Raw genomic sequence first — 15959 nt, 5'->3', positions numbered from 1 at the left:
GCAGGAATGACAGGCACCGCACAAGGCATCAGAGAGCAAGGGCATACAGAGCAGAAGCAAGCGGGCGATAGGCCCCACACCGACAAACATGGCCGCATGAGCAAAGACAGGACAGACATATGGGCAATACCTTCACCGCAGGAATCAGGGATATCGGGCAGCGGGTGTTCGGCGGGTACGCCGAACTGCTGCGCATGCCGCACACCGCGCGATTCGCCGTCGGCTCGGTCATCGCGTGCATGCCGTTCCCGATGGTCGGCATGACCATTACCATTTCGGTCCAGCATTATTACGGCAACTATGGGCTTGCCGGCGCGCTGACAGCGATTCAGGCGATCGCGACCGCCATCGTCTCGCCGATTCTGGGCAAGCTCGTCGACCAGTTCGGCCAGCGCCGGGTATCGGTGCCGACCATTGTCGTGTGGATGATCGCCTCGATGTCGCTGGTGACGGCCATCACCTCGCATGCCCCTGAATGGGTGCTGTATGCCATCGTGCCGTTCATGTCCGCCATCCCACCGTGGGGCGCGATGAGCCGCAAACGGTGGACACGTCTGCTGCAGGGCGACGCGGAGCGCACCAACCGGGCGCTGTCGTTGTCCGGCGTGCTTGACGAATGCATGTGGGTGGTGGGCAATCCGCTCGCCTCGACCCTTGCGGTGCTTTCGGGCGTGCTTGCGTTCTCATTCACCGGTGTATGCGTGGTGGTCGGGGCGCTCATGTTCCTGACCGAACGGTCGACGGAACCACCTTCGCAGACCGATCTGGCCCGGGCAGCCGGCCTGACGCGGGCGCAATACCGCGAGCGCGAAGCACGTGAGGCCGCCCGACTGCGTGCGGCGGACGCCGATACCGCCTGCACTGCCAAGACGGCAGGCTCCCAGGCATTCTGGAGTGCGGGACTGGTGGCGGTATGCGTCACCTGGTTCGGGCTCGGTGCGTTCCAGTCGGCGGCAGGCATCTCGATCATCGCGTTCGCCACCGAGCAGCATATGAAGCAGTACACGGGCTTTGTGTTCGCCTGCTTCTCGCTCAGCTCGCTGATCGGAGCACTGTTCTATGGCGCCAAAAACTGGCAAATCCCGCTGTGGAAGCGCTTCTACTTCTGCCTGGCGGTCGTCAATCTGGGTATCGGCTCGTTCATGTTCGCCCACAACCTGTGGACGATCATGATCATCTATCTGCTGATTGGCGTATGTCAGGCGCCGACATGGATCAACGGCAACCAGCTCATGCTGCATCTGGTGCCTCCGGCACGGTTCACGGAAGGCATGGCGTGGATGGGTGCGATGAACTCCATCGGTTCATCCGCCGGGTCGGCGATCGCCGGACAGGCCATCGACCGCATGGGCGCGCATGGCGGGTTCCTGGTGGTGACCGTGCTGGCGTTGGGTTCGCTGGCGGTCGCGTTCATTGGCCTGCGGCAAATCAAGCACAGTACCGAGACGCCGACCTTGACCGAAATCACCATCTGACAACGATTCGGGCGCATCCCAGGCCGAGATGCGCCCGATATGATTCGCGGCAGGCTTTAACCGTTGCTTCGGCTGTTACTTCGGCCAGCCCTCTGGGGTGTGTTCCAGCGACCAGCGGCCGAGACGGCCGGCGAAACTGTTGTAGTGCTTCTGCTTGAGCTGTTCAGCGTTCAGCCGGTCCTCGGGCTTGCGCATGCGGTTGAACGCGTCCGTATGGGTGCTGTCGAGCAGCCACTTGCGGATGACGAAATTCCATACGGAGACTACCACGGTGGCGACCAGTTTGCCGCCGTTCGTGCGCAGCAGGTATTGCGCGTGCTGGGTGATCATCGCGTCCTTGTTCATGCCGTAGGTGCTCAGCCAGATGATGGCGTCATTGATGAACAGGCCGATCGCGGACGATACGAAGAAGATCACGATCTCCATCCAGCGCGCCATGTCGTCACGGTGCTTGAACACGTATTTCATGCTCGCCAGATAGTTGAAGACCAGCGAGATCAGGAATGACAGCGTGCTAGCCAGCACATTATGCATGTGGAAGACGCCGACAAACAGGTTCAGCAGACCGAAGTCGATGACGAACGCGATGATGCCGACAATTCCGAATCCCATAAGCTGTTCGATGAGTTTTTTCACAATATTCCATTTAACACGCCGTGTCTGACTGTCCGCTGTACGGTATGCTTCCCGCACGCTACGCACACGATACGACGCCGGCGCGCACGTAGAATGAGAACGACGAGTCCAATCCACCAAGGAGGTCATATGCCCGTTATCCACACCCATGTCTCCATCCCCACCACCCCCGGCCAGCGGGAAGCTCTGAAAACCGCGTACGGCAAGGCCATCACCGCCGTTCCCGGCAAGTCCGAGAGCTGGTTGATGTGCCCGTTCGAGGACAATATGCCGATCTATTTCGGCGGTTCCGACAGCAAGCCCGCCGCATACGTGGAGGTCAACGTGTTCGGCAATGACGTGCCGCGCAGCGCGTGGGAGCAGCTGACCGAGCAGATCATGAAGGCGCTCAACAGTGAGCTCGGCATCCCGATGAACCGCACGTACATCCGCTACACCGCCACCACGGACTGGGGCTGGAACGGCGGGAACTTCTAGTATCCGCCTGTCAAGCGCCGATCGCAGGAGGCCCCGCGCACGTGATGTGCGCGGGGCCTCCTGCGATTCAACGTCGAATGCGCTGCATGTGCTGCATGCTGTCAGACGATCTTCGGCATCGGCGTGGTCAGCGAGGTGGTCAGGTTGACCTGCACCAGACCGGCGCCGGCATGCACCTCGACCTTCTTCAGAGTCACGGTACGTTCGTCAGCAGGTGCGGAATCGTTGTCGGTCATGGTGGCCGGGGACTTCACAGCGACCAGCGCAAGATCATTCAGGCTGAATCCAGCATCAGCGCACAGCTGCTCGGCCGCAGCCAGCGACTCGTCGAAACCGTCGCGCTTGACGACACGCTCGGCGGGCACACCGTACGCATTGCCGGCAACCCAACGAATGTCGTCAATCAGCGGCATGCCCTTGTGGCTGTCCGGGCTGGCCGGAGCCTTGCCGTCGCCGACACCCAGCACGTCAACGAACGCGTCCAGCTGCGGGGCAAGCGCCACACCGCCGTCGCGGAACAGATTGCCGATAATCGGGTCGCGGAACTTCAGGTCCTTCGCGGTCGCGCGCAGCGAATCGACCTGGTCATCCTCGCCGCTCCACAGGTTGATCAGCGGGAAGGTCGGGATGTTCAAGCCTTCGAGACGCTGCACGTGGAACGGGTAACGCCACTGCAAAGCTGGGTCGTCGCGCCAGGTGGTGGCACGGGTGACCACAACCGCGGCGGACGGCCATTGCGCGCCGTACTCGCGGCAGGCGATATCCAGCCACTTCTGGGCGCCCGCGTCGGCGCCATAACCGGCTTCGACGATGACGACGTCATGCAGCGCGCAGGCGAGTTCGACGGACACGAGCGTCGGGATGCCAATGGACACGTTCGCGAACGGACCGCCGTGCACATACACCGGCGAGCCGTTGACCGTCTCGGTGAGGGCCGGCTTGACGGCATCGCCCAGAATGCCGGTGATACGCCACAAATCAATGAATTCGCCGAACTTGACCGGCTTGCCGTCCTTCGTGCCGGCGATCATCGAGGCGACACGCTCGGCGATTTCGTCCAGCGAACGGGAAAGCACGACAATTTGCATGAGTTCGCAGGTCGGGGTGAGCACCACGCGCTCGGCGACGTTGTTCTTGCCGGCATCGACAACGATCTTGCGCAGCGAACGGGACGGGACCTCGGAGACGCGCGGCACAAGCACGGTGTCGAGCTTGCCTTCGTCCACGGCCTTCTCTGCGAAGGAGACGAGCAGGTTCTGAGCCGCCTCGATCGCGGCCATTTCACCGCACAGACCCCAGTCGATGAGCTCCGGGTGCGTCAGGGACGCCTTGCCGCCGCCGGACGCACCGCCCTTGGAACCGGCTGCGGTGATGCCCATGCTCGGCTGGCGCAGCACGGCGGTTGCGTCGATGCCGCGTGCACGCAGCGCGTCGATCAGCGCGATGGTGGTGGTGGTCTTGCCTTCACCGCGAGATGCCTTCAGCGGCGTGTCAGCGGTGACGAGCACGATTTTGCCGTGTTTGCGCGGCGCTTCGGGATGCGTCTTGAGATAGTCGAGGTAGCCGTACGCATCGATCTTGCGGACCAAGCCGTACTGGCGTGTGTAATCCTCGATACCGGTCATGGGGTCTCCTTACCTGTCGGTGATACTGCACCGTCGGCGGCCGCCGACGGCAAGTCTGGTCGGGCAAGTCCACACTGTAGACGCGCTGCTACAGCCACAAGCAAGAAACCATGCGCAAGCCCGCGTTGCGCACGATTTTACTATAATCGATGGCCCTGTCAGCGATGCCCGATTGTCCGGACAACTGACACCTCGATGCGGCGACAAACTGCCGGAAAACAGCAGGGCTTTCAAGACACGCAGACGCCGCAGACCACCGGAAAGACACGCCGGATACACATTTCCCCGTGTCGCTGCGGGCGCGTTGGCGTCTGTGACACGGGGAATGATGCGGAGAATACGCGGGATTGCCGGCGGTCGGCTTGGATTGCGCATGTCGCAACCCCGGCCGAAGCTATCCGGCGTCAACTGGCTCAGCAGATGCCCTGCCGATGCCGGCCAACCGACCCAGCCGGCGCCAGCCCACCTCAGTTGTCCGAGCGGTTGAACCCGTTCTTCATCTTCATGCTGGTGATGTACAGCACGGTATCGAGCAGCTTGTCGGTCTCTTCCTTGATCTGGTCGGCCATGGTCTGGTTCGCGGCGGCGAGCACGTCGCGCACCTCCTGATCGCGCACAACCTCGATGATCTGGTCGGGCTCAAGCGGCTCCACATCGCCATCGAGATTGTCCGCTTCGAACTCGTCCTCCAGCTGCTTGGCCTTCGCCTCGTTCTCACCGCCGAGACGGGACACCTGCTCGTCGGTCGCGGCGATCAGACGGTGGGCCATGCCGCCGGTCTTCTCCTGATAGCGTTCCACAGCGTTCGCGGTGTCGGAGAACGCCGCATCGCACAGCGCCGCGATAATGCGATTCTCCCAGTAGAAGTTCTCGGAAGTCACGCGGGTAGTCGTGTCCTCGAAGTACTTCGGGGTCGTGTCCACGTTCGGGAAGAACGGGACCAGCGTGTTGAACGGGTTGGAACCATAGGCAATCCACTGGATTGCGCGGTTGGACTGCGGACGGTACGGACGGATCTGCATGACCGACAGCTGGCTCTGACGGTTGATGCCAATCGTACGGTACATATGCCGGGTGTGTTCGTCGCCCAGATGTCCGTACGGATCGAACGGGGTGCCCTGATAATGCGAGCTGAGCACGTATTTCACGTCCTCGATGGTGATCTTGCGCTCCGGCTGACGTGCCCACGGGATGTCGTTGCTTTCCGGCGTATGGTCCGCGTCCTTGCCGTCCCACACCTCGTCATACGGGTTGAGGAAACGCTGCATGTACCATGCGCGCGGCGTGTTGTACACGTGGTCGGAATCCGAATGGGATCCGAACGCGTCACGCGGGTTGAACGGCGAGGTCGATTCGACGGCGAGGTCGAGATGGTTGTGCTCGATGAACTCGGCAAGATCGACGGAGCACATATGGCTCTCCTGATCTTCCAAAACGTCGTCCAGATCGAACTCGTCAATGCCCAGCTGGTTCGGCATGGTCACATACGCCTCATCAGGCACGCGCTTGGCGATCCAATGATGCCCGCCGACCGTTTCCAGCCACCAGATCTCATGCGAATCGGAGAAGGCGACGCCATTCATCTCGTACGTGCCAAACTGCTCAAGCAGCGAGCCGAGACGCTTCACACCTTCGCGAGCGGTTTTGATGTACGGCAGCACAAGGGTCAGGAAATCTTCCTCACCGATGCCGCCAGGGGTTTCAGGCTCGTAGCCGTCCTCGCCGGGCTTGCCTTTGGCCGGGGTGAGTTCGACGAACGGGTCGGCGCCGAGCACGCGTTCGTTGGTGGTCAGCGTTTCGGTGGCGCTCATCGCCACGTTCGCCTCGTTGACGCCCGCTTCGCCCCAGATACCTTCCTTGGTGTCGGCGTTCGGCACGGCAGTGTATTGCAACGGATTGTCCGGAAGATCGACTTCGACGTGGCTGAGCACACTGCGGTAATGCCGCGGCTGTTCGCTCGGACGAACGACGATGAAACGCTTCGGATTGAATTCGCCGTTAGCGGAATCCTCGTTGCGGGCGATGATGGTCGAGCCGTCATAGCTCGCGTCCTTACCTACCAAAATCGTGGTGCAGGCCATGGTGTTCCTTTCAGTTTTGCCGAATTTCCAAGCCTTCGCGCGTATTCGACGGTCTAGCCACGAATGGGTTCGCGGCATCCGACGCGGGAATCACGCGATTGAACCGAATGGAACCGGATTGAACCGGTTGCATCGATTGCATCTGTCAAGCGCATTGTGTCACGCGGGCCATACGACAGGCGATGGCGTCCGTCCGCCGGGGTACAAGACAGGTCGGTCGCTCAGGCGCGGCCAGTGAAAAAAGTGGCCCCCTGATCGACCAGGCTGTCCGCCTTGCGCAGGTCGTGCAGCATCTCGTTGAACCAGAATCCCTGATTCAGCTCAGGCAGCTCCTTGCGGGAGGCCCACACCTGCAGCAGGTAGTCATGGTCCTTGTCTGGCGGCTGCGGACCGTTGTAACGCATGGTCACCGCGGGGTTCGTCGCGCCGACAAACTTGCTGGCCGCCGACGTACGCCCTTGCACTGCCTCGGGAATCATCGAAGGCAGGGAGCGGGAGAAATCAGCCGGGATCTGCAGGGCGTGCGAATCGTTGAAATCAAACATGAGCGCGTCAACCGGCACGTTGGCGACCGCCCAGTGGATCCATTCGAAACCACACACAGGAATGGAGTCCGGATCGGACAATTCCCAATGCAGGAACATCGCGTCAGGTGCGAGGTCGTCGATATAGAAGGGGAAGGAGACAATAGGCGTGCCATCCACACGGTTCTCGGCGGGCGCACGCTTGGCGAACTCATCGGGCACAACGGTAAAATCAGCGGAAATTCTCATGTCTTCAGTATCGCGCATCGTGATGACGTGCGCGCAACCGCAACAGGCCCAAATACGACGACGGGCCGGCCCGTGTAGGAACCGACCCGAAACCGTCTAGGAACCGACTTATCGGCGATACGCCCTATTGCCCGGTGTAGCACCTGATGCGCCAAGCCTGATCTCATCGGGCTCGGCTCATCGGGCTGAAGCGTCACTCCGCCGGCTTGTAGAAATCGCCGTTGAGTGCCGCGGCAGCCTTTTCTTTGGCCTCCTCGAAGGTGACGGAGGCGAGCTGCGCGCGCACATCGTCCAGTGCGACTGGGGTCATGGACAGCGAGTTGACGCCGATGCCTGCAAGCACAACCGCCAGATCCGGGTCAGCCGCAGCCTCACCGCACACGCCCACCGGCATGCCGTTCGCGTTGCCCGCATCGGCAATCAGCTTGATGGCGCGCAACACCGCCGGATGCCATGCGGTCTGGTAGTGGGCCACAGAACCGAGCGTACGGTCGGCGGCCAGCGTGTACTGGGTCAGGTCGTTCGTACCGATTGACACGAAATCGGCGACCTGGGCGACTTTGTCAGCCATCAGGGCGATCGACGGGACTTCGGCCATGACACCGACCTTCTTCAGGCCCTTGGACTTGCCAAGCTTGACGAAGTAGTCGGCCTCCCACTGGTCGGCGACCATCGGGACCATCACCCACAAATCGGCGTTGGTCTGGGCGTCGGCACGGGCGATCGCCTCGAGCTGGTCCTCAAGAACCTTCTTGTGCACACGAAGCGTGCGCAAGCCGCGCAGGCCGAGCGCCGGGTTCGGCTCGTCCTCAGGGGTCAGGAACGGCAGCGGTTTGTCCGCGCCGGCGTCCAGCATACGGATCACAACCTTCTTGCCCGGGAAGCGGCTGAGCAGCTTGGCGTACGCCTCGGTTTGCTCCTCGACGCTCGGCGGCTCCTCGTTGCCGAGGAACAGGAATTCAGTGCGGAACAGGCCGACGCCTTCGGCGCCGTATTCGAGTGCCGGGTCGGCATCCTCCGGCTTGCCGACATTGGCGAGCAGCGGGATGAGATGGCCGTCCTTGGTCTGCCCGGGCTTGCCGCGCAGCTCCTTGGCCTTGGCGGCATTCGCCTTCGCCTCGTGCGCTTCGGCAATCTCCTCATCGTTCGGGTCGATAATCACGGTGTTCTTCGCGGCGTTGACCACGACGGTCTGCCCGTCCTTGATGTCATCGGCGCCTTGAGCGGATACCACGGCCACGATGCCGCGGGCGCGCGCCAAAATGGCGGTGTGGCTGGTCGGGCCGCCCTGACTGGTGACGATGGCAAGGGTCTTGCCCAAGTCAAGCGCAGCGGTGTCCGCCGGGGACAGGTCCTCGGCCACAAGTACGAACGGCGCGTCGCTCTGGGGCACACCCGGAGCCGGCAAACCCATAAGATCCGCGATCACACGCTGGCCGACATCATGCAGGTCGGCCGCGCGTTCCGCCTGGTAGCCGCCGATGGCCTTGAACATCTCCTCAACCTGGCCGAAGCCTTCCAATACCGCGCGTTCGGCGGTCTTACCGCCGGTGATGAGATTCTTGATTGATTCGGCCAACGACGGGTCGGAGGCGAACATGGCAATCGCTTGCAGAATCGGGGCGGCTTTCTTGGTGGCCTCATCGCCGTTCGCGGCTTCTTCGGCACGGCGGTTGAGATCGGCGTTGACGGTATTGAGCGCCTTCATCGCGCGATCGATTTCGTCTTCGGCGCTCACACTTGCGTTCCTCGGCGTGTCCGCCGGTTCGGGAAGCGGGGCTGCCATACGGATAACAGGACCGACAGCGACACCGCGACCGATTCCAACACCAGTGATGACCATGGGGACTCCTTCTGTATCGCCGGCGTCCGCCGGCGGAAATCGTATGGGAGACGCTCACACCATCGCAGGCGTCTCTTTTCTGCAATGCATAACTATATACCAGAAATCCGCGACGCAACGCCGGTAAACGTTTTCTATTTTTCAGAAAAACGTGATACGATTATCGCTAGAACGCTACAGCCAAGGTTGTGGCGTGCAGCGGGTGCGATGAGCATCCGCATGACATACCGCATGACATACCGCATGACGCAAAGGAGTGTCTCATATGGCAACCGCAACCCGTACCGCAACAGTCAACGATCCAGTCGGCATCCACGCCCGTCCGGCAGCTGAATTCGCACAGGCAGCCACCGCTTCCGGCTGCGCGGTCACCATCGCCAAGCAGGGAGGCAATGCCGTCAACGCCGGCAGCATCCTGTCCGTGATGGGACTGGGCATCAAGCAGGGCGACACCATTGAAATCACCGTGGACGGAGACAACGCGGAAGCCGTCGCCGACAACCTCGTCGCGACCCTGATTAAGGACTGACCAAGGAAAAAGCTAGGGCTGAACAGGGGCTGAAGTCAGACGAATCCGGCGATTCAGACCATGTCCCTCCCTCACACACACCCACGAACCAAGTAAGCCGTCCCGTTGATAACCGGGGCGGCTTACTGCTATCAGCGCGACGCCGGCGCACGGGTACACCGGGTATACCGCCGATACCACCGCCACCGGAGCACGGGCGGGGCGCAGCCCGGCGAACACGGTTGCACGGCCGACGCCTCGAATCGCTATAATCCACACGGCGGAAGGCATGTTTACGAAAACAAATGCTTTCCCGGAATCACTGACTGGGAGCACACATGGCATCATCACACGGCAAGCAGAACGGCGCCTCAATCACGAACGTCGCCGCCCTAGCCGACGTCTCGATTGCCACCGTCTCACGCGTCCTGTCAGGCAGAAGAACCAAAGACGACGACATTGCGCGGCGGGTGCGCAAAGCCGCCCACGAACTCAACTATTCGGTCAACAGCGCCGCCAGCGCGTTACGCAGCGATGTGAGCAACACCATCGCCCTGTCCATGCCCGCGACCTCGACGCTGATGGCCGCAAGCGTGGTCACCGCCGTGAGCGAGGCGGCCAGCGCGACGCATATGCAGCTGCTGCTTGGCATTGACGGCACCGCGGCAGCGCAACATCGGCGCATCAAAGCGTTCTGCGGGCACCCCACCGACGGCATCATCGTTCTGCCGTGCCCGCGCGCCGGTGTATCCCTCACCCGGGGCATCGCGGCGGACACGCCGATCATCCAGCTGCTGGGATCGACGAATCTGCTGCGACACGATTGGGTCAGCATCGACAATGGCGCTTCCGTCGAATTGGCGGTCACCCATGTCGTCGAACGCGGGGCGGCGTCCGTCGCGTATCTGAGCGATGAAGTCGGTTCAAGCGATGGTGCGGAAACCCTGCTCGCGTTCCAATCCTCGCTCAATTTGCTGCACGTGCGCGCCGACAGCGAGTGGATCACCATCGCCGATGGAACCGTGCAACGTGGGTTCTCCGACACCATGCGGATGTTCGCCGGCCGTGGGGCGGACCAGACCCCCGAAGCACTGATCTGCTCGTCATCGGACACGGCGATTGGCGTACTCATCGCGCTTGGTCAACTGTCCATCAACGTGCCCGGGCAGGTTCAAGTCGTTAGTTTGCAGGACAACGAGGCAGCAGCATCCAGCATGCCCGCATTGACTTCGATGCATGCGCCTTTGCAACAAATGGCAGCGGAGAGCCTGCGGCTTATCGCCAACGCTCAGACGAACGGATCCGACACCGAGATGGGGGCACGGCTCGGGCGTCATGTGATGTTCCCCCGCCGCGTCATCGCCAGACAATCCACCCGCGAGTCCAACGACGATTGACGTTGTTTGGGTTGACGTTGTTTGGGTTGACACGGCCCAAGTTGATGTTGCCCAGGTTGACACCACCTGGATTGACATGACCCTAGCGTACTTTCGCGCTCGGAAACGGCAACACCCGTCAGGAACAGCGCCTAGGCAGTAGGCAGATCGGTGGACGCAAGGGCGGAAGCATCCCGCGGGAAGGGCGCAAACGGAAGCGCGCCAGAGCGGAAAAGTGCGTCGGAACATAAGGAGCACCTGAGCAGGGCAACACGCCGAGTCGGCTCAAACGAGCAAAGCGCAGAACAACGCCTCGAACACCAGCAGCGGATTGCCGTTTCCGGCAAGTCTGCGACGAGCCGTCGCAATGTCCTCCAGTCTCCGCACGGCATCCCGGCGCGTCAATCTGACCGAAAGCTCGGTGATGGCTGTGCGATTCTCGAGATTGATCAGCCCGACGGCATCATCAGCGTTGTTCTGGATGACGGCGACATCGCGGTACACACTCGCCACAGTGGTCAGCGCACGGTCGAGCACATCGCGTGTGCGTCTGGTGGCACGGCGTTTCAGATCATCCTTCTTGCTGATCGCATGGTAGGCGGAACGCAGCTTGGGCGGAATCCGGTCCTTCTCCCCCAGTCCGTTGACCCGTCTGAACTCGCGTTCGTCCTGCTGCGCCTGACGGTCGACATCACTCTGCGCTTGCGCCTTGGCACTGTCGGTCAGCCGTCCGGCGAGCAACACCGCGTCCGACGCCCGATGCATGCCAAGCACCCCGACCACGAGCTCATCGCGGTCGGCAAGCACCTGATCATTGCCAGCGTATAGCCGGGCAATGCCGATATGCCCTTCGGCGAGCCGCGCCGCGCGGGACGCCAAGGCGGGATCGACGCCGTCGTGCTGTTCCAGGAAACGCGCCACCGCAGCATTCGAGGGCACCGCCAGATTCACAATACGCGTACGCGAGCGAATCGTCGGCAACACGTCCTGCGCGCTCGGAGCGCACAACAGCCAAATCGTATGCTCGGCGGGTTCCTCGATTTCCTTGAGCAGCACGTTGGTCGTGCGTTCGAGCATCCGGTCGACGTCTTCAATGATGATGATGCGCCACGGCGAAATGCTCGGCATCTGTTCCGACATGCCAATCAACTCGCGGACTTCGTCAATGCCGATAGTGACTTTGTCGGTTGACAGGACCGTGACATCCGGATGTGTTCCGGCCAACACCAGATGCGCGGCACGCGTCGGTTCGTCGCCGAGCCCATGGTCCGGACTCTCCAAAGCCGCGGCGAAGGCCTTAGCGACATTCGAGCGCCCCGATCCGGGAGGCCCGCAAATCAGCCATGATTGGGCGATGGCCGCAGGGTCGCCGGCCGCAATCGCACTCAGCTGACTGACCACGGGCTGCTGCCCGACAATCGAATCCCATACACTCATGAGCTGTGTTCCCCCGTCTGCCGTACGTCGCCTGATACTCCCGGAATCCCTGATATTTCTGATATTTCCGGAATTCCCGTGGATGCCGCCGCTCCCCCGAGCAGCTGTTCGGCATCGTTACGAATAGTATTCCAGACGGTCTCGATTCCCTGTGACGCATCCACCACCAGGAATCGCGCAGAATCCGCACGAGCGAGATTCAGGAATTCCTGACGGGTGCGACGCTGGAAATCATAGCCTGCAGATTCCATCCGATCCTCACCGTGGGTGAGTCGCCTATGCGAAACCTGCGGATCAATATCGAGCAGGTATGTACGTCGCGGCAGCAATCCGCCGGTCGCCCACATGCTCAAACCCCGCACATCATCGACGGTCAATTCCCGTCCCCCCGCCTGATACGCGAGCGAAGAGTCGAGATATCGGTCAGTGATGACGATATCGCCGCGTTCCAACGCCGGAACGATGATCTCCGCTACATGCTGGGCACGGTCGGCGGCGAACAGAAGCGCTTCCGTCCTGGGGGCGATATTACCCCCGTGCAGCAGCATAGTGCGCAATTGCATGCCAAGTTCGGTCCCGCCGGGTTCGCGCGTCACCACGACGTTTCTACCCAATCCCGCGAAATAGTTGCGCAGACGCTCGAGCTGCGTGGTCTTGCCCGCCCCGTCAACGCCTTCGAAGGATATGAACAGGCCTGCTGGGGCGTGTGCGGTCATTACTGCTCCTTCGTGGCGGCTGCGCTCTTCGTGCTGCGCTTCGTTCCGGATGCCGATGAGCTGGCGCCTGCGGTTTTCTTCGTGGTGGTCTTCTTGGTTGCGGTCTTCTTGGTTGCGGTTTTCGCTGTGGACTTCTTCGCCGTCGTCTTCTTGGCCGTCGTCTTGGAACCGGACTTCGAAGCACCACGCCGGGTGCGCCGCTTGGACGGGCCCGCAGCACGTTTCTCGGCGAGCAGTCGGAACGCCTCCTGCGGATCGATTGATTCGGGCGTGTACTGCTTGGGCAGCGTGCGATTCGTCTCACCGTCGGTGATATACGCCCCGTAGAAGCCGTCCTTGATGGTCACGGGCTTGCCGGTCTCCGGGTCGTTGCCGAGGGTTCGCAGCGGCGGTTTGGCGGAGCCACGGCCGCGGCCACGCCCATACTTTGGCTGGGCGAATAGCTCTTGGGCTTTCGCCAAATCCACAGTGAAGATCTCGTCCTCACTGCCCAACGACCGCGTCTCGGAACCGCCATCAGCCGTGGTCTTGGTCAGATACGGGCCGTAGCGGCCGTTGCTTGCGGAAATGGTCGCCTGCTTGATTTCGCCGGTCTTCGCATCCGTCTCCTCGACCGTACCGACGACACGCGGCAGACTCAGCAGCTGCAACGCCTGCTCCAAGGTCACGGTCTCAGGCTTCATCGACTTGAACAACGACGCCATCTTCGGTTTCGGAGCGCTGCTCCTCTTGCTGCTTTTGGCCCCTGCCGCCTTGCTCTGCGCATCCTGCGACTGCGGGATGGTCAGCGAGACATACGGGCCGAATCGGCCGTTGCGCACTTCGACAATGCCGCCTGTCGCCGGATCGGTGCCCAGTTCACGCGGACCGCCGGCGTTGCTTTCAATCAGCTCATGGCCTTTCTCGACGGTCAGCTCGTCGGGGGCGAGCGTCGGCGACAGGGATGCCCGCTTGGGGTTGCCTTCGGCATCCAGATGATTCATATCCTCGAGATACGGGCCGTAACGTCCGACGCGCACATGCAAACCGTCGCCGATGTCAATGGTGTTGATCGCACGGGCGTCAATCTCGCCCAGTTGCGCGACCTGCTGTTGCAAACCTTCATGCGCTTCATCGGCGTTCGCCGCCGCACCGTCGCCGGACCCGAAATAGAAGCGGGTCAGCCACTCCTTGCCGGTCTCCTTGCCACGGGCGATGCGGTCGAGGCCGTTTTCCATATCCGCCGTGAACTGGTAATCCACGTACTTGGGGAAATTCGTTTCCAGCAGCTTGACCACAGCGAACGCAAGCCATGAGGGAATCAGCGCCCGGCCGCGTTCATACACGTAACCGCGGTCGATAATCGTTGAGATGATGCTCGCGTAGGTGGACGGGCGGCCAATCTCCTTGGCTTCCAAAGTCTTGACCAGCGAAGCCTCCGTGTATCGGGCCGGCGGCTGCGTCTCATGACCATCCGCCTGGACATCGTCGGCGGCGAGCACGTCTCCCGGGTGCATTGGAGGCAAGGAGACGTTTTCGTTCTCTTTGCCCGACTTGCCACGCGTCGCGAGCGGCGCCCCGCTTGCCGAGGCTCCGCTCACAGAGGTGGACGCCGATTGCGCGGGGTGCTTGCTTTCGCCGGTCGCCCGCATGAATCCGGGGAACTCGATAACCGTGCCGGAGGCCTGGAACACCGCCTCGCCGCGGGACCCGGCGGCCGCGTTCAGGCGAACGGTCGCCGTCGAACCGGTGGCGTCGGCCATCTGCGACGCCAGGGTGCGCTGCCAGATCAGCCGGTAGAGTTTCGCTTGGTCCGCAGGCACCTTACGCGCCACATCGTCAGGATCGCGGAAGCTGGAACCCGCCGGACGGATGCATTCGTGCGCTTCCTGTGCCCCAGCGGTCTTGGTCGCGTACTGTTTCGGGGCGTCGGAGAGGAATTTCTTGCCGAAGTGGAATTCGACGGCGTTGCGCGCCGCAGCGATCGCCTCCTGCGACAGGGTGACGGAATCGGTACGCATATATGTGATGAAACCGTTCTCGTACAGTCCCTGCGCGGCCCGCATCGTCTGGCGGGAGCTCATGCCGAGCCGGTTGCCGGCCGTCTGCTGCAAGGTGGATGTGGTGAACGGCGGCAGCGGACGCCTGCGGTACGGGCGGGATTCCATCGATTCCACAGTGAATGGCGCTTCGCGCAACACCTGCGCGACCTCCGCGGCCCCTTCGGCGTCCAACTGGCAGACATTGTCCGCGAAGCCCGCCGGCGTGAGCTTGCCGTCCGCGCCGAAATCCTTGGATGTAGCGAGTCGTTTACCGCCGAGCTGCACCATACGCGCGTCAAAGCGCACCGGTTCGCCTTCTGTGCCCGGCGCCGACAGCGTCGCCACGACATCCCAGTAGGGAGCCTTGATGAAGGCCATACGCTCGCGTTCCCGCTCGACGATCAGGCGCGTGGCCACCGACTGCACACGGCCGGCCGACAATCCCGGGCCGACCTTGCGCCACAGCACCGGCGAAAGCTCATAGCCATAGAGACGGTCAAGCACACGCCGGGTCTCCTGCGCGTCCACCATATGGTCGTCAACATCTCGAGTGTTGGTCAACGATGCCTTGATCGCCTCAGGCGTGATTTCATGGAACACCATGCGCTTGATGGGGACCTTCGGCTTGAGGGTCTGCACGAGATGCCAAGCAATCGCTTCGCCTTCGCGATCCTCATCAGTCGCCAGATAGAGCTCGTCGGCGTTTTTCAACGCGTCCTTGAGCTGCGACACGGTTTTCTTCTTGTCAGGGCCGACGATGTAATACGGCTCGAATCCGTCATTCACATCAACGCCGAACTTGCCGAATTTGTCCTTCTTCGATGCGGGCACCTGGCTTGGCTGGGCAAGGTCGCGAATATGACCGACCGATGCGAGCACGGTATATCCATCCCCGAGGTATCCCGCGATTTTCTTCGCTTTCGTCGGAGACTCCACGATAACGAGCTTTGTGCCGGCTGTCATTGCCCCTCCTTACGTACTGCTTACGGAA

The 15959-nt window shown here is 61.9% G+C and carries 12 protein-coding genes; 4 read left to right on the top strand and 8 right to left on the bottom strand.

From position 1 onward, the window contains the following. Positions 1-119 precede the first annotated feature (119 nt). Positions 120-1475 carry an MFS transporter gene (locus ACZ41G_RS01040; protein ID WP_464145441.1) on the top strand — a complete coding sequence of 452 codons (1356 nt, stop codon included), beginning with the start codon at positions 120-122 and terminating at the stop codon, positions 1473-1475. A 75-nt stretch (positions 1476-1550) separates the two neighbouring features. Here ACZ41G_RS01040 and ACZ41G_RS01035 read toward each other — a convergent pair whose 3' ends face one another. Continuing rightward, on the bottom strand, positions 1551-2087 hold the full coding sequence (locus ACZ41G_RS01035) for a GtrA family protein (protein ID WP_321047007.1): 537 nt from the start codon (positions 2085-2087) through the stop codon (positions 1551-1553). Between the two features lie 153 nt (positions 2088-2240). Between ACZ41G_RS01035 and ACZ41G_RS01030 the strand changes: the two genes are divergently transcribed. Further along, entirely contained in the window at positions 2241-2588 is a 348-nt protein-coding gene (locus ACZ41G_RS01030) for a phenylpyruvate tautomerase MIF-related protein (RefSeq protein ID WP_033506687.1), read from the top strand. A 101-nt stretch (positions 2589-2689) separates the two neighbouring features. On the opposite strand, the gene ACZ41G_RS01025 is transcribed toward ACZ41G_RS01030, so the two are convergent. The 4 genes from ACZ41G_RS01025 to ptsP form a co-directional block, all read right to left on the bottom strand. Continuing rightward, positions 2690-4213, bottom strand: coding sequence for a formate--tetrahydrofolate ligase (locus tag ACZ41G_RS01025; RefSeq protein ID WP_033506685.1), 1524 nt, complete (start codon positions 4211-4213; stop codon positions 2690-2692). 467 nt (positions 4214-4680) lie between these two features. Next, a complete protein-coding gene (locus ACZ41G_RS01020) occupies positions 4681-6294 on the bottom strand; it encodes a C69 family dipeptidase (RefSeq protein WP_464145439.1) in 1614 nt (537 codons plus the stop codon). A gap of 221 nt (positions 6295-6515) precedes the next feature. Beyond that, on the bottom strand, positions 6516-7067 hold the full coding sequence (locus ACZ41G_RS01015; protein WP_464145437.1) for a YbhB/YbcL family Raf kinase inhibitor-like protein: 552 nt from the start codon (positions 7065-7067) through the stop codon (positions 6516-6518). Positions 7068-7260: 193 nt separating this feature from the next. Continuing rightward, positions 7261-8910, bottom strand: a complete 1650-nt coding sequence (ptsP, locus tag ACZ41G_RS01010; RefSeq protein ID WP_033506679.1) for a phosphoenolpyruvate--protein phosphotransferase — start codon at positions 8908-8910, stop codon at positions 7261-7263. A gap of 265 nt (positions 8911-9175) precedes the next feature. On the opposite strand from ptsP, the gene ACZ41G_RS01005 reads away from it, so the two are divergent. Beyond that, on the top strand, positions 9176-9439 hold the full coding sequence (locus ACZ41G_RS01005) for an HPr family phosphocarrier protein (RefSeq protein WP_033506677.1): 264 nt from the start codon (positions 9176-9178) through the stop codon (positions 9437-9439). Between the two features lie 317 nt (positions 9440-9756). After that, on the top strand, positions 9757-10815 hold the full coding sequence (locus ACZ41G_RS01000; RefSeq protein ID WP_464145434.1) for a LacI family DNA-binding transcriptional regulator: 1059 nt from the start codon (positions 9757-9759) through the stop codon (positions 10813-10815). Between the two features lie 264 nt (positions 10816-11079). Here ACZ41G_RS01000 and ACZ41G_RS00995 read toward each other — a convergent pair whose 3' ends face one another. From ACZ41G_RS00995 to topA, 3 genes are read right to left on the bottom strand one after another with little or no spacing between them, the layout of a single operon-like run. Next, a complete protein-coding gene (locus tag ACZ41G_RS00995; protein WP_101451737.1) occupies positions 11080-12231 on the bottom strand; it encodes a DNA polymerase III subunit delta' in 1152 nt (383 codons plus the stop codon). Further along, positions 12228-12947, bottom strand: a complete 720-nt coding sequence (gene tmk / locus ACZ41G_RS00990; RefSeq protein ID WP_464145432.1) for a dTMP kinase — start codon at positions 12945-12947, stop codon at positions 12228-12230. Before tmk ends, ACZ41G_RS00995 begins: the two co-directional genes overlap by 4 nt. Further along, complete coding sequence (topA, locus tag ACZ41G_RS00985) at positions 12947-15931, bottom strand: type I DNA topoisomerase (RefSeq protein WP_464145431.1); 2985 nt, start codon at positions 15929-15931, stop codon at positions 12947-12949. The genes tmk and topA overlap by 1 nt, the downstream gene beginning before the upstream one ends. Between the last annotated feature and the right edge of the window lie 28 nt (positions 15932-15959).

Source organism: Bifidobacterium porcinum (genome assembly GCF_055378475.1).
The sequence above is the reverse complement of the archived record's forward strand: the minus strand, read 5'-3'. Positions and strand labels throughout refer to the sequence as shown.